The following is a 14,509-nucleotide window of genomic DNA, read 5'->3' as shown; positions in this document are numbered from 1 at the left end:
CTAATGAGTTTTACTGCCGAGGATCACCACGCCGTCCGCGCGCTCATGCCCCAGCCAACTGGTCCATCCCAGGCGACAACTGTTCAGTTCTCCAATGCACAGGGCTCGTATTTCCTGCTGACGCAGGACCAGGCGGATGTCGTACTCGAGGGGATCGCGCAGCGTGAATCGCACCAACGAGCACAGCGGTCGATAACCGAGGCCAATGGGCAGGAATTCGTGGAAGCGTTGCCAATCCAGCTCACAGATATGAATACGAAATTTGCCGCCTCGGTCGCGCACCCGCTGACCGAGCACCAAGTCGTTGCTCAACAGGCTATTGGCACTCCCCAGCCGATTGCGCTGCTCGTCGAGAATCTCCACCCGACGCTCGATGCACTGCTCCAGAACCAGCTCGGCGTGTTTGAAGTAGTAACGCAGCACCGCCTCGATCAGCGCCGCCGAGCGAGCACGCAGGCTCAACAAGCCCAGGTACGGCAGCAGGCGCTTCCAGTTCAGTTGGCTGGCCTTGCGGATTTCTTCGCCACCCAGTCCGATCAAGGCAAACAACTGCTCGGAGAAGGGGTCTCGAGCTCCGCTCTGGAAGCTTGTGCAATACCGGTATTTGCGCCAGATCGGCAGCATCAGTCGCTGAAGACGATGGTGGAATATGTCGAGGAACTGGCGAGTCGAATTTCCGCCTTCCTCACCCAAAGCTTGCTCGCCGTAGAACGCCGGTAGAGGCGAACCTGCACCTATCAGACAGAGCAGGTTCAAGCGCATACGTGCGCGCACCTTCCCCTGCTCCTCGAAAAACTCCACGCGATCGATATCGCTGGCCGGGAAACCCAGGCTTGGATTGGCTTGGAATTCCAATTGATCGTAAAGCGCCTCATCATCCAGGCCCGGATGGGCCTCACGCAGCCGATTCAGGACCAGTAACACGGCTTGGAACAGCGAGTACTCGCGTATTCCTCGTGTCAGCACGTTCATAGAAGCGGCTGTTGGCCCATGCGGGGTGACCATTGATACACCTCTCCCTGTGTGCTGTTCACCCGCAGTTCGTGATACGAATTGAGGCTGGCATAGAGCGCAAAAAACTCGTTGAGAACCGAAGTGAAGACAAATAGGTCGCCTTCGCCGATGTAACCTTGTGGGTCGACGGTCAGTTCGGTACGTACACCCCGAACCGGCAGCCCCCGGTGCAGCCGATCGACATGCAGGTGACTGATCGATTTGAGACCGCCCAACAGACGCTTGCTGACCTTCTCGGTTTGCTCGTCGTAGTAACGCGGAAAATCGTAGCTTTCGAGGATTACCTTGAGCGCATTGACGTCCGCCAGCGACAGGTAGTTGAGCGACATGTTGCTGATCAGCTTCCACAGGTAATTGCGGTTCAGTGGCGGCGCGAAGCTGGGTGTAACCGGGCCGATATTGCGGAAACTGAGAGACTCCGGCGTTCTCTCACCGGGTTGATCGATATCGCCGGGCTTGAGCTGGCGTGGCAGGTCCTGGTTGGTGCACGTCAGTTCGATCGACAGCGTTTCATAGGCCTGGGCTGGTTGAATACCAAAGGCCAGGCAGGTATCGAGGCCGCTGTTCAACAACGAGGGGCGCTGGCGAACGCTGTAATACGGACGGCCAGTGGGGACGTCGAAACTTGAATCATGCTCAAACGACTCGAACGGCACATAGGACTGATACCCCAGGCCACCAGGCCGCCAGCCAATGACGCTGTCGACTGAATAGACCGAGCAGTGCTCCAGGTCATAACCGGCCGGCAGCAACGGATACTCGTCTTGTTTGCCATCCAGGCGGATCGGCTGAGCGTCATGCTTGAACAGATTGACGATTGGCGTGCAGTAAAGCTTCACGTTGTCCAGCGTCGGGCGCATGCGCTCGATGCCGCTTTTGCGGATATCAAAGCGCAGGTCCAAACCGCGCACCTGTTTCAGGCGGTCCACTGGCAACGTGCTGATCACGTCCAGGCCAATCACGTCGACGAACAAAAACTTTTCCTGGAACGCGAAATACTCCTGCAGGTAGCGATAGCCGCGGAAGGTGTTCAGCGGATACGGGATCAACGCTTCCTCCTCCGCAAATCCCACCGGCTGGACACGCTCAGCCGGAATCCTGAACGTCATCGGATTGCCATCCACGGCGCTGAATGGCTCGCCGGCACCGTTCAATGGGACCAGCTCAATGCCTTCAAGATTACGTACCAGGCTGAGATAGAGCATCTGGCTGATATACCGCTCGCCCGTGAAGTGCAGGCGCAAACGGCTCAACTGCACTTCACCCAAGTGGCCGTCGCAAGGCATCTCCAAGCGCAGGCTCAGCAGCGAGCCGGTACCCTTCACCGAGTAACTCAAACGGGTCAGGTCCAGGGCCAGGACATCGGTTGGATAGCACGTCCGGAAATGGCATCGCACACCTTGGATCGGCTTGCTTTCAACCGGTGTATCGCGCTCTACCCGCAGTGCGGGTCCGGAACGCGACAATGAATCAAATTGCAGAATACTGAAGGCCGGCAATGGCCTCATATAGTTAGGCCACAGCAGCTGCATCAACGAATGGCTCAACTCCGGCAACTGGTCATCGAGCTTCTCGCGCAGTCGCCCGGTCAAAAAAGCAAATCCCTCCAGCAGGCGCTCGACATCCGGATCCCGTCCAGCCTGCCCCAGAAAAGGAGCCAGCGCCGGGTTTCGATCGGCAAAACGTCGACCCAGCTGACGAAGCGCCGTCAGCTCGCTCTGGTAGTAATGGTTAAATGCCATGCATCGCTATCCTTGTCTGACCTTGACCTGACCGCCGCCATCCAGGCACGCGAGAAAACTAACCTGTCGCTTGAAACCCTTAACATCCAGCAAGCCCTCGATGCTGAAGGACAACCTCAGCTGGCCGTGATGACCCGGCATCGAAGTGACACAAACATTGCTGAGACGAGGCTCGTAAGCCTCAACGAAGGCTTCGATCGCGCGGCGGGCCTGGCTTTTTGCATCATGCAGGCTCAAGCGCATGTCATTGAGATCCGGCAGCCCGTAATCGGATAGCGTCCGCACACTGCCTGCGCGGACGCTGAGCATCCTGGCCAGATGAGCGGCCACGGATGCCATAGTGCAAGCCTCGACATTCAAACCGTTGCGCATCTGGGCTTCGCCAGCCAGGCGCTCGAAAAGGCTGCCATAGGCCATGACCCGTGCTTACGCCTTGTCCAGCTTGCCAACCAGCGACAGGGTGAAATCGGCTCCCATGTATTTGAAATGCGGGCGCACATTCAAGCCAACGCGATACCAGCCTGGTTCGCCTTCCACATCGCTTACAACAATCTTTGCCGCACGCAATGGACGACGACCACGGACCTCGGCGCTTGGATTTTCCTGGTCAGCCACGTACTGGCGAATCCAGTTATTGAGCTCACGCTCCAGATCCATGCGTTCTTTCCACGATCCCAACTGCTCCCGCTGCAAAACCTTCAGGTAATGAGCAAGGCGATTGACGATCATCATGTAAGGCAGTTGGGTGCCCAGTTTGTAGTTCAGCTCAGCCTGCTTGTCCTCGACACTGTTGCCGAAGAGCTTAGGTTTCTGAACGGAATTGGCTGAGAAGAACGCGGCGTTATCGCTGCCCTTGCGCATGGTGAGGGAAATGAAACCCTCTTCGGCCAACTCGTATTCGCGGCGGTCGGACACCAGGACTTCGGTCGGGATCTTGGTTTCGATCTCACCCATGCTTGCGAAATGATGCAAAGGCAGGTCTTCAACCACGCCGCCGCTTTGTGGGCCAACGATGTTGGGACACCAGCGAAACTTGGCGAAGCTGTCGGTCAGACGCGAGCCGAATGCATACGCGGTATTGCCCCACAAATAGTGCTCGTGGCTATTGGCAACGGTCTCCTTGTACACAAACGACTTGACCGGGTTCTCCTCTGGATCATAAGGGGTCCGCAACAAGAAGCGCGGCACCGTCAATCCAACGTAGCGCGCATCTTCCGATTGGCGAAAGCTTTGCCATTTGGCAAATTGCGGGCCCTCGAAGTGATCTTTCAGGTCCTTGAGGTCCGGTAGGCCGGCGAAGCTTTCCAGACCGAAGAATTTAGGACCGGCAGCGGCGATGAATGGCGCGTGGGCCATGCACGCAACGCTGGATACATACTGCATGAGCTTCACATCCGGCGAACTTGGCGACATGAAGTAGTTGGCAATGATCGCCCCTACTGGTTGCCCGCCGAACTGACCGTACTCTGCGGTGTAGATATGTTTGTACAAGCCCGATTGCATGACCTCCGGCGAGTCTTCAAAGTCGTCCAACAGATCACTCTTGGAGACATTAAGCATTTCAACCTTGATGTTTTCGCGGAAATTGGTCCGATCCACCAGCAACTGCAAACCGCGCCAAGAGGACTCCAAGGCCTGGAACTCCGGGTCGTGCAGAATCTCATCCATCTGACGACTGAGCTTGGCATCGATCTCGGCGATCATGCGGTCAACCATGGCTTTCTTGACCGGTTCACCGCTGTTCTGCGGTTTGAGCAATTCCTCGATGAATGCAGAGACGCCGCGCTTGGCGATGTCGTAGGCCTCGTCGTCCGGAGAAAGACTGGTTTGAGCGATGATGCTGTCGAGAAGGCTGTACTCGACTGCTTCATTGTTTTTCTGCTGCGCTACGCTGCTGCTCATGGGGTTAGCCTCCTTGGCTAATGGGGTCAGCTTCAAGGCCCAGCTCGCTCAGCACACGAGCCCGGGACTCATCGACGGCGAGCACGCCCTCAATCGCTTTTCGAAATGCAGGTGCGTTACCCAGGGGCCCCTTGAGAGCTACCAGCGCGTCGCGCAGCTCCATCAGTTTCTTGAGCTCAGGTACTTGCTCGACCAGGCTGGCCGGATTGAAATCCCTCATCGAATTAACGCTCAGTTGCACAACTAACGTTTCTGTTTCGCTTTCTTCCAGCAAACGGTTCGGCACACTCAGCGTCAGCTTCAGCTCTTGCTTGGCCAGGACCTCATCGAACGTCATCTTGTCGACGCTGATCGGCTTGCGATCCTCAACCTTGCGCTCGTCTGCACGGTGGGTGTAATCACCCATTGCGACTAATTTCAGCGGTAGTTCAATCTGTTCCTGAGCCCCGCCAGTCGTGGGCTTGAACGTAATGTTGATACGTTCCTTGGGCGCTACAGAGCCATCTTTGGCCATGGTTTTTTCCTTAAGATTTTGACCCGCAGGCCTATTCAATGACCCGTTCCAGGTCGAGGTAACACAATCTGCGATAGGTCTCGTTCCTGCACTCACGTACGGCGTGGCTCTGTGGCAGAAGCTCACAGCAGTGATGCAACTGGTGCAGTACCTGAAGCCCAAGATCGGGCTCCCACCCATTCAAGTCGGCGTGCTGAAGGTTCTGATCCAGTGCTTCGAGCTGGATCTTGGCGAGTTCGTATTTCTTGGCCGATATGCACAAGCGAGCCATTGCGAACCGCCAGAGAAATCGCTCACGGGCGCCAAGAGCGCTTCGCATGCCGTGCCTGAGTGACTGGACAGCAGGCTTGAGGCCATCCTCATGCAGAATCGACCGCGCCTCTTCGAGGGCCAGGTCCCACGGCGCGTCGCTGTTGACGACATCGATGCCAAGCGGGGCATTGGAGCATTGCAAGTGAGGCATCACATGGGCGGCGATCCAACCACGAGTCGCCGGATCGGCAAACGGCACGCCGTCATGCCAGCGCAGTTCCAATACACCCGGCAGGCGCTGGATGAACTGCGCAAAATGGACTTCCACTTCCCGCATGGCCTGCTCGGCATTCAAGCCTTGGAGGCATTCCCAGGCGAGCCTTTGACCATCGAACCAGAATGGAGCCTTGGCCAGACTGGCTTCGACTTGAACAAGCAGGTCCGCATAGCGGCCCTGCAAGAAGGTTTCCTGATAGCTCTTGAGTCTGTCCATCGGTACGCCACGCAGTTGAGTAACCTGTTCTGCGTTGCGCTCAGGCATTACATCGATCGAGAGCCATAACAAGGCCCTATTCAACCGCAGGGCCCGAGCGTCGGTTGCTTTTTGCTTGAGCCACCAGGCACACAGTGAACGGGCACCTTCCTGCTGGACGCGCAGGGTTCTACAAGCCTCTTTTTCGCTTTCAATCGGAGTCTCGCAGGCAAGCAATTGAGCGGCCGTCTGTTTCACCTGGGCAACTGCCGCATGGATGACACCGGGTTGCGGCTGGTGCTGGGCGACTCGTTGGATCATGTGTTTGATTCGCCGGCAAAGTGGTAACAGCAAGGGCGCCTCGTCGCCCAGATAAGCGCTGCAAACCGCGTCGAGTCCTTCAAGCTGAGCCGCCAGATGATGGAACAACGGCATCTGCTCCTTGAATGCCACGTTATCCCCCAGCACCTGATCCAAGCGCGTCACCAGCCAGTTGATGCTGGCGGCACGGGTTCGAAGCTTGGCGGGATGGATCTCGGCCCAATGGCTTTTACAAAGGTGATGCAAGAGACAAAGGCCGGCCAGCAGCCCCTGGAAAGATTCACGCTGATACAGCGCCCATGTCAGCCAGACAGCGACCCGTACATCCTTCGACTGCCGGCGCAGTAGCGATTCGCTCTGTTCAAGAACCTTCAGCCAATCGACTTGATCGTGCTCATACATCGATCGAGATTTGATCAACTCGCTTTCCAACGCTTCGTACTCATTGGAAAAACGCACGTCCGCACCCGCAAAACTGTCCTTGGACACAGGCGACTTGGCGAGAGCCAGGTAATGGGCGGAAAGTTTTCCTGAGTACGACATTCACGACTCTGTTTAGATGAATTCGGTTTATGGTCCGACTATTCAGGACGCAGGCTATCCATAAGCAAACAATGGATACTTCAGATAACGTGGGTGACAACTGCCACTACACCCCAGCAGCTACCCTCCACTCGAACGCAGCAGAGCATGCCAAGGTTCAACAAATAAAAAAGTAGGAAATTTCGGTTTTTACTTGGAACAAAACGAAAAAGACAAACAGACAGTAAAAACCCAACCCAGATCACATCACTGATACCAAGTCGAACTCCACGTCAACCATCAATAAAGCTAAATCATTACACAAGTTGACAAAACTTATGGTTAAGAGAAATTTCCTACATACTTTTCTTTTTTTTAATCTATTGAGGTTTTTGTCCTTCAAGGCTGCTTCAATGTCCTCAGGAGTCACTGCAAACCCAAGGACGAATCGATGTCTCACTTCCATGCCCGTTCAAAATCCCGAATCGCCATCACTGGCCTTGAACCTGAATTTCAAGTTCATACATTCAAAGGTAGAGAGGCTATCAGCCAGCCCTATTCGTTCGATGTAGAACTCGTCAGTGAGCGAAAGGACATCGATCTTGAGAAACTGCTCCATAGACAGGCATTTCTTACATTCGGCCAACAAGAAAAACAGACATGCGGTGTGCACGGACTCATCTACCGCGCTGCACAAGTCGACTCCGGCAAGCGGCTCACTCATTACAAGGTAAAACTCAAACCCCAACTTTTCTACTTGGCACATCGCATTAATCAACGGATCTTCCAGCACCTCAGCGTCCCGCAAATCATCACATCGATCCTCAAGGAACATGGCATTCTTTCCGATGCCCATCACTTTCACTTGAGTGAACACTACGCGCCCCGCGCCTATTGCGTACAGTACCGAGAATCAGACTTGCACTTCATTGAGCGCCTGTGTCAAGAAGAGGGCTTGCACTATCATTTCCAGCACAGTGAATCGAGCCATCACCTGGTATTTGGCGATGACCAGACTGTGTTTCCCCGAATCGACCACCTTGGTGTTTATAAACAGCACAGCGGCATGATCGCCGATGAACCGGTGATACGACGTTTTGCTTTAAGACTGGAAACCCGGACCAGCCAAGTCCGGCGTCGAGACTACGATTTCGAAAAAGCCTCGGTTCTAATGGAAAATAACTGGCAGCCAGACCACGAAAGCGTCCAACCAAACTTGGAGGACTATGATTATCCCGGCAATTTTACCCGGGATAAACGAGGTCGACTGCTGAGCAGGCGCAGCCTGGAACGCCATCGCGCCGACTACCAGCAGGCGGAAGGCCACAGTGGTCAGCCCACGCTGGCGGCCGGACACTTCCTGATGCTGAGTGAACATCCTCGCCAGGAATGGAATGATCTATGGCTGCTGACGGAAGTGCATCACGAAGGCAGGCAGCCGCAAGTCTTGGAAGAAGGCGCCGCTGGCGCCCCCTCCACGCACGCCGGAGACTTCGACCAGGGTTATCGCAATCGCTTCGTCGCGACCCCTTGGGATGTGATCTTTCGCGCACGACGTGTCTATCAAAAACCCTGTATAGCGGGTAGCCAGACCGCCGTGGTTACCGGTCCCAAGGGCGAAGACATCCACTGCGACCATTACGGTCGGGTCAAGGTCAGGTTTTTCTGGGATCGCGCGGATCCTCTGGACGATGGCAGCAGTTGCTGGCTGCGCGTCGCGTCCAATTGGGCAGGCAACGGTTACGGCGCCGTGACGATTCCAAGAGTGGGGATGGAAGTATTGGTGACCTTCATGGAAGGCGACCCCGACAAGCCTTTGATCAGCGGATGTCTGACCAACAGCAGTAACCCTTTGCCCTACCCCCTGCCCGAACTCAAGACGCGCACGGTGCTTCGCTCCCGCAGTTCGCCGGGCGGCAAGGGGTTCAATGAGCTGCATCTGGAAGACCGCGAAGGGCAGGAATTGATCTACCTGCGGGCCCAGCGCGACATGGAACAGAAGATTGAACATGACAGCCGGTTGGAAGTGGGCAACGAAAGGCTGGAAACCGTCATGGGCAACAGCACCACCGTGCTACGTGCCGAAGAACATCGAACCACGGCCTCCAACCGCACGATCCGGGTGGAGGGGGACGATCACCTGCACGCGGCCAACCGACATACCCACGTCGATCAAACATTGATCGTCGAAGCTGGCCAGCAAGTGCATATAAAGGCAGGCGCTCATCTGGTTCTGCACGCAGGCACGACCCTGAGTTTGAATGCTGGAGGTCAGCACATCGTCATAGGCCACGGCGGCATCTACAGCAGCAGTGAAATTCAGATCGGCGGAGCACCGATAACCGCTGCGCCCGCCTCATCACACACGCACGGTACAACGCTCCCCCTTGTTTCACCGATAGAGTCACCTCGATCGCTCGCCCCTACTCAGCGCGCCTTGATGAGCGCCAGTAAAGCCCTGGGATTGGACTTCTGTCCGATTTGCGAGACTTGCCGCGAAGGGATTTGCTGTACGGAAGCCGTCGCCGCATGACTCAAACCTATCCCCATCAATGGTTGAGTGAGCACCAACACCTTGGCCACAGTTTGTGCGTTGTCCTGGACTCGGAAAATGAGGGCCCGGCACGCCAGGCCTTTCTCAAGAACAGCCGACCCGATCAGTACCTAAGCGTCTATGGCCAAACCGAGGCCAGCGACCTCAACGATGCCGGCCCCTTTGTCTTTGGTTTCGATCAACCTGACGACCCGAACGTCAGCGAACTGCTCAGGCGCCCAGAAAGTCACTGGGGATGGCTGGCCAGCCTGCCCAAGGGAAGCCTCTTCCGGCTGGTCGAACACTGGCGTGAGCGAATGATTGTCGGAACGCGCCCTCATCAGGCGTTGTATCGCTTTCATGACAATCGGGTATTGAGCCGGGCACTTGAACACCTGCCCCTTGAGGCCTATCCCGCCTATCTCGGGCCAGCAATCAGCGTATGTTACTGGCAGGGCACGCGCTGGAAGAATGTCGATAACCCGGCCCCCGGTAAGCACCCGGTGCCAGACTCACCGCTTTGGTTAGAGGTGCCCTTCCCACGACCGCAAGCGATGGAGGCCCGCCGGCTCAATGCACACCGGATTCTGTTGGCCGAGCATCTCCAGGCCTATGCCGAACTCGCCGAACAGCAGGCCGCTGATACCTGGTTGCAATCCGTACTCGATCTGGCCGAAACGTGGAACTGGCAGGCGCCTGGGCAGTTGGAATTTTTGCTGACCCAACGCCTGCGCACACTCGAACCGATGCCGCCGTACTGGCACGTACGTCCTGGCGAAGATCCCGACGAGCATTTTGACCGGGTTCGATCGATGGCGGACTTCTGGCAAGGAGGCGCACCGCTATGACGATCCTCCCGATAACGATTCTTGGCTTGGGCCTGGCGATCACGGCTGGCTGCATCTACAAGCCATCCAATACCTTCACATTCACCGCTGATCTGCCACCTGACTTTGCTTATCAGGCCATTGCCGTATATGTCCCTGCCAAAGGACAAACCTGCACTGTACCGGGTGGAAGAAATACCGAAGTTGGGTACAACCTGCACTGGCGAAAGCATTACCAACCAGATTCGAAAATCGCCCTGTATCGAAGGGTCAGCGGCTGCCAGCTGGTGATTTACAGGATCAAGCTCGAAATCAATTCGGCCTACGGAGACGACTGGGGAGATATCAGCGGGGATGCCGCAACCGTTGCCATACGTGATGAGCTGGAGCCGCAATACAAGGGCACTTTCAGCGAAACGGGTGAAAGTGTCTTTTATGGTCAATGCCAGTGGCTGTTCCGCACCGCAGGGCCCAGGCGTCGCATCGTCAAGATCCTCGACTGCAAGGAAACCAATGCGCAAGGCGAGCTGCAAGTTGGTCGCCCGTTCTCCGCTTATACCCTGGATCAACTACCGGGCAAGACGCTCAGGATGAGGATCAACTTGGCGGAAGAGGAACGGCCCTACATGCGCGACACCTGGGTGAAATTTCCTAACGGCTGGAAGCGCTGCCTCGGCAAGAGCTTCGAGGATCCATACGCATTCTGTTTAGGAAACCACAAGGACTTCAGTGGCTTTCAGATGCCGGACGGACAGAAATGCACCCTCTATCCAGGGTGCAGTGAATAAGGACATCAACCATGACATCAATGCAATTGGAATTGGAATCCCGGCTGGGCAGTCGCATTCTGAGCTGCCCCGTGAAGGGAAAATGGACTGGATTTCAACTCGTCGATGAGTTCGGCTCTGGCGAGCCTTACGCCGGACTGACTTACGTCGCAATCGATTCAGAAGGGCAAAAATACACGGACAACCTGGACTCCAACGGCATGGGTAGGATCAATGACCACCATGCGGGACCGGTTGCCCTGATCTTTGAGCAAAAATATCGAGGTCCCGAAGAGCTCTATTTAACGCTTCAAGGCAGGGATCACTACCCCTTGGAAATCACCGAACTCCAAGTCCGTGCCGAACAAACCCGTCACCTGAACAACAATGCCACCCGAACCCGAGAAAACCCTGCACAAGCCAGTGCGGACGATTTCTTTCAGGTGGAAGTACGTCATCTGGTCAAACACGCCGCTCACCTGCCTCCCGAGGTATATCGTCATTACCCGCTGCGCGGCGGCCCCGCACGACTGCTAGGCGAACATGGCAAATTCGGCGTGGCCTTGATGCCGGAAAAACATACGGTTTTGGAAGTGCGCCCGTTGCGAGCCCTGCGGCCCTTGTTATCACTGACTCCTGAATTCTGCGCGCTTAACCTGTATCAGTTGGCCCTCATGTCGACACTGAGCTATTGCCCCTTCGGCCAGAAACCCGACCAACCTCCGATAAACACGCCGATAAGCTTCACTCTCCAACCCAGCGTCGGCAACTGGTTCGCGGATGGCCTGGCCAAATCCGAGGAGCTCTGGAAGCTAGGCCCAGAGCAACCAGAACCCTGCTACTACCCGCTGTACGAAGATGTTCCCTACTCCAAACGCCTGGAGATCGTGCCGTTCGACATCGAACTCTATGCGGTGAACGACCCAAAATTGGGTGAAGAGCAGGAGCACCCTGCCAAGGTCCATTTTCTGGATGATCGTACGCTCGGCAAGGAAGCTACTGATACTCAAGCGTTCATTACCCACCATGACGAAGTGATCCTGATTGCCGTGCGCGGTACATCGGAAATGCTCGCTGACGGTTTGCGCGATGCCGATGCACTTCAAGTGCCATTTGAAGAGGGTGATGGCCAAGTACATCGCGGATTCTATGGCGCGGCCAAAAAAGCGGCGGCCTTTGTGACAAGTTATCTGGACCGGTTCCATACCGGGCAACAGCTATTGATTTGCGGTCATAGCCTGGGCGGTGCCGTAGCCCTGTTACTTTCTGAAATGCTGCGTCGCCGAGCAGGCTTTGACTACCGCATCCAGCTCTACACTTACGGCGCACCCCGTGCGGCTGATGCCACCTTCACAAAAAATGCCGAGCCCCTTGCGCACCACCGCATGGTCAACCACAACGACCCGATACCCAGCGTTCCCGGAAGCTGGATGAACACCCGGGCAGGCGTTTATGGCACAGGTGCAGCACTGACTTTCGTCAACGTACCGGTTGGACTTTCGGTGTTCGTGGCGGGCATCACCAACTGGACAGGCGAAAACTACGCGCACCACGGCACCTTGCGACATTTCCTACCGGTTGAATTCGGTCGCCAGGAAAAGTCCTCGATCCTATGGACCCCCAGTTGCGACACCATCACCCAGCAAGCCGCCTGCCAGGTGGCCTTACAGCACCGCCATGGTTTGCCGGATCGCCCGTCGTTACTGGCTCAACTGGTCCATACCGGCAATCACTTCATGGTCCCGGGCTACATTCCCGCGTGCTGGGCAACGCTGCGTCGCTGGCAGCAAGCGCAAGCAGCCGGAGACACATTGGTGACAAAGCGAGAATATGAATGGGTGGCCAACGCATTGGCACGGATTACCCAGCAACTGCGCAGCGAAACCCGTGCGATGGAACAGGGTGCTCCCAACGGGCGCAGCCACATTCCCATTAACGACGCACTTACCCACGAGATCGACAAACTACGCACCACGCACGCTCGCCTGGCGACTTTACGCACCGCGTCGGTCAGTGAAAGAGACGTGTACGGCAGCGTGTCGGAGCGCCCCGAACAGTTGGCGCAAAGTTTGACCCGTTGGCAGGCGCACCCGCAGAACCGGCGGATGGTGCAATGGGCACCTACACCGACCCGGGACGCCGAAGGTGATGGGCTCAGAAATGCCCATGGCTACTCCATTGGCAAACCCTATGCGCTGGATGTCGACTCCATGATCTGACTCGAAGCATCCCTCGACCTACAGGCCTTGAATGCTCCAAGGCCCAGTCGATTAAAGCAGATGCCCCATCTGCCTACAGCGCAAACGGCAGCATCACACGAACCGCCTGCCGCTGCGCCAACCGCTGCTGAAACTCCATCGGGTCGTGGATCAGCACATCCTGCCCGGCGAAGGATTCGGCGGCGATCAAGCGCGACAGCCAGAAGCGCACGCACGCCACGCGCAGCAGGGTCGGCCAGAGGTCGGCCTCGGCGGCGGTGAACGGTCGCAGTGCCGCGTAAGCGCCCAGCAAGGCTCGCGCCCGTGGGCCGTCGAGCACGCCGTCGTCGTCCGAACACCAGTCGTTCAGGGCAATGGCCACGTCATACAACATCGGCCCGGAACAGGCGTTGTAGAAGTCGATCAAGCCGGTCAGGTGGGTGCCTTCGAACATCGCATTATCGCGGAACAGGTCAGCGTGGATGTTGGCGCGGGGCAGCGCCAGGATGCCGACCTTTTGCTGGGCGATTTCTTCCAGCGCGGCTTCCAGCAACCGGCGGGCCTCGGCGTCGAGGTGCGACAGCAGTTTGGCGCCCTCTTCCTGCATCCAGTCCAGACCGCGGTCGGTCTTGCGCTTGATCATGTTGTCGCGGGTGGCCAGGTGCAGGTGCGCCAGCAATTCGCCGACCTGGGCGCAATGCTGGGCATTGGCCTGTTTGATGTGCTTACCCGCCAGGCGCGGTTGCAGCAGCGCAGGCTTGCCTGCCAGTTCCCGCAGCGCGACGCCGTCGGTGGTGCGCAAGGCGTATGGCACCGGCAGGTCGGCGTCGTGCAGCACGTCGAGCAGTTCGATGAAGAACGGCATTTCCTGCACCGGGCCGCGTTCAACCAGGGTCAGGACGAACTCGCCCCGCTCCAGGCTGATAAAGAAATTGGTGTTTTCGCTACCGGCGGCAATCCCCTGGAAATCAAGCAGGCGGCCGAGCCCATAAGGGGCGAGAAAGGTTTCCAGCTCGGGCCGGGCCAAGGGGGTAAACACAGACATGGTTAAAAACTGCTCAGTTCTGGCGCCGCGGTGCAGCGGCGCCGATTAAAGTTAGGCAACTACTTCCACTCGAAGATTTTCCAGGACGGAATCAACATGTCCGGCTGGTCCGAGCGGATGAAGTTTGCATCTGTCCCGTCGGCGCGCACCAGGAAATACGGCGGCGCACCTTTGGGCGTAACCTTGATCGCGTACAGGAAACCGTTTTGGCGGTACTCCTGGATGACCTTGTCCCCTTCCGTGCGGATCGTGACTTCCGGCTCTGGCGTTGGGGCATCGTCCGCGGCCATGACGGCCAATGGAACGGTTGCAAACAAGCCAGCCAGTAACAGGCGATTGAGTGTGCGCATGATAACCTTGTCCCTTTGTCGTCAACGGTCCCGCTATTCTAGCCCCGGAC

At 56.9% G+C, this 14,509-nt stretch carries 12 protein-coding genes; 4 read left to right on the top strand and 8 right to left on the bottom strand.

Annotated features, from left to right (window positions below; translation table 11 throughout):
* Genes tssG through tssA form a run of 6 tightly spaced genes read right to left on the bottom strand, consistent with a single transcriptional unit; the run spans position 1 to position 6,760 of the window.
* Positions 1–1,005 (bottom strand): type VI secretion system baseplate subunit TssG, encoded by a 1,005-nt coding sequence (tssG, locus tag V5F23_RS00425; protein WP_338497231.1) that lies wholly within the window; start codon positions 1,003–1,005, stop codon positions 1–3.
* Positions 969–2,756 (bottom strand): type VI secretion system baseplate subunit TssF, encoded by a 1,788-nt coding sequence (tssF, locus tag V5F23_RS00420; RefSeq protein ID WP_338497230.1) that lies wholly within the window; start codon positions 2,754–2,756, stop codon positions 969–971. Before tssF ends, tssG begins: the two co-directional genes overlap by 37 nt.
* Before the next feature lie 6 nt (positions 2,757–2,762).
* On the bottom strand, positions 2,763–3,173 hold the full coding sequence (gene tssE / locus V5F23_RS00415) for a type VI secretion system baseplate subunit TssE (protein ID WP_042728880.1): 411 nt from the start codon (positions 3,171–3,173) through the stop codon (positions 2,763–2,765).
* A 9-nt stretch (positions 3,174–3,182) separates the two neighbouring features.
* Positions 3,183–4,658, bottom strand: a complete 1,476-nt coding sequence (tssC, locus tag V5F23_RS00410) for a type VI secretion system contractile sheath large subunit (protein WP_047739334.1) — start codon at positions 4,656–4,658, stop codon at positions 3,183–3,185.
* Between the two features lie 4 nt (positions 4,659–4,662).
* On the bottom strand, positions 4,663–5,172 hold the full coding sequence (tssB, locus tag V5F23_RS00405) for a type VI secretion system contractile sheath small subunit (RefSeq protein ID WP_338497227.1): 510 nt from the start codon (positions 5,170–5,172) through the stop codon (positions 4,663–4,665).
* Positions 5,173–5,203: 31 nt separating this feature from the next.
* Positions 5,204–6,760, bottom strand: coding sequence for a type VI secretion system protein TssA (gene tssA, locus V5F23_RS00400; RefSeq protein ID WP_338497225.1), 1,557 nt, complete (start codon positions 6,758–6,760; stop codon positions 5,204–5,206).
* Positions 6,761–7,190: 430 nt separating this feature from the next.
* Here tssA and tssI point away from each other — a divergent pair, with 430 nt between their 5' ends.
* The 4 genes from tssI to V5F23_RS00380 are packed head-to-tail and all read left to right on the top strand — an operon-like array spanning position 7,191 to position 13,085.
* Positions 7,191–9,272, top strand: a complete 2,082-nt coding sequence (gene tssI, locus V5F23_RS00395; RefSeq protein WP_338497223.1) for a type VI secretion system tip protein TssI/VgrG — start codon at positions 7,191–7,193, stop codon at positions 9,270–9,272.
* Complete coding sequence (locus V5F23_RS00390) at positions 9,269–10,120, top strand: DUF4123 domain-containing protein (protein WP_042728885.1); 852 nt, start codon at positions 9,269–9,271, stop codon at positions 10,118–10,120. Before tssI ends, V5F23_RS00390 begins: the two co-directional genes overlap by 4 nt.
* Complete coding sequence (locus tag V5F23_RS00385) at positions 10,117–10,887, top strand: hypothetical protein (RefSeq protein WP_042728886.1); 771 nt, start codon at positions 10,117–10,119, stop codon at positions 10,885–10,887. Before V5F23_RS00390 ends, V5F23_RS00385 begins: the two co-directional genes overlap by 4 nt.
* 11 nt (positions 10,888–10,898) lie before the next feature.
* Positions 10,899–13,085: a lipase family protein gene (locus V5F23_RS00380; protein ID WP_042728887.1), complete on the top strand. Its 2,187-nt coding sequence runs from the start codon at positions 10,899–10,901 to the stop codon at positions 13,083–13,085.
* Positions 13,086–13,158: 73 nt separating this feature from the next.
* On the opposite strand, the gene V5F23_RS00375 is transcribed toward V5F23_RS00380, so the two are convergent.
* Positions 13,159–14,109: a homoserine kinase gene (locus V5F23_RS00375; protein ID WP_042728888.1), complete on the bottom strand. Its 951-nt coding sequence runs from the start codon at positions 14,107–14,109 to the stop codon at positions 13,159–13,161.
* Between the two features lie 59 nt (positions 14,110–14,168).
* Complete coding sequence (locus V5F23_RS00370; protein WP_034149452.1) at positions 14,169–14,459, bottom strand: DUF2782 domain-containing protein; 291 nt, start codon at positions 14,457–14,459, stop codon at positions 14,169–14,171.
* Between the last annotated feature and the right edge of the window lie 50 nt (positions 14,460–14,509).

The organism is Pseudomonas sp. WP18 (assembly GCF_036689585.1).
GTDB classification, from domain to species: Bacteria; Pseudomonadota; Gammaproteobacteria; order Pseudomonadales; family Pseudomonadaceae; genus Aquipseudomonas; species Aquipseudomonas chlororaphis_E.
This window is presented reverse-complemented; position numbering and strand designations above follow the sequence as displayed.

Bases quoted from the DNA above. Each gene is read 5' to 3' on its own strand.
- V5F23_RS00385 (WP_042728886.1), top strand. From the start codon at position 10,117: ATGACGATCCTCCCGATAACGATTCTTGGCTTGGGCCTGGCGATCACG.
- V5F23_RS00390 (WP_042728885.1), top strand. From the start codon at position 9,269: ATGACTCAAACCTATCCCCATCAATGGTTGAGTGAGCACCAACACCTT.
- V5F23_RS00375 (WP_042728888.1), bottom strand. From the start codon at position 14,109: ATGTCTGTGTTTACCCCCTTGGCCCGGCCCGAGCTGGAAACCTTTCTC.
- tssG (WP_338497231.1), bottom strand. From the start codon at position 1,005: ATGGTCACCCCGCATGGGCCAACAGCCGCTTCTATGAACGTGCTGACA.
- V5F23_RS00380 (WP_042728887.1), top strand. From the start codon at position 10,899: ATGACATCAATGCAATTGGAATTGGAATCCCGGCTGGGCAGTCGCATT.
- tssB (WP_338497227.1), bottom strand. From the start codon at position 5,172: ATGGCCAAAGATGGCTCTGTAGCGCCCAAGGAACGTATCAACATTACG.
- V5F23_RS00370 (WP_034149452.1), bottom strand. From the start codon at position 14,459: ATGCGCACACTCAATCGCCTGTTACTGGCTGGCTTGTTTGCAACCGTT.
- tssA (WP_338497225.1), bottom strand. From the start codon at position 6,760: ATGTCGTACTCAGGAAAACTTTCCGCCCATTACCTGGCTCTCGCCAAG.
- tssE (WP_042728880.1), bottom strand. From the start codon at position 3,173: ATGGCCTATGGCAGCCTTTTCGAGCGCCTGGCTGGCGAAGCCCAGATG.
- tssC (WP_047739334.1), bottom strand. From the start codon at position 4,658: ATGAGCAGCAGCGTAGCGCAGCAGAAAAACAATGAAGCAGTCGAGTAC.
- tssI (WP_338497223.1), top strand. From the start codon at position 7,191: ATGTCTCACTTCCATGCCCGTTCAAAATCCCGAATCGCCATCACTGGC.
- tssF (WP_338497230.1), bottom strand. From the start codon at position 2,756: ATGGCATTTAACCATTACTACCAGAGCGAGCTGACGGCGCTTCGTCAG.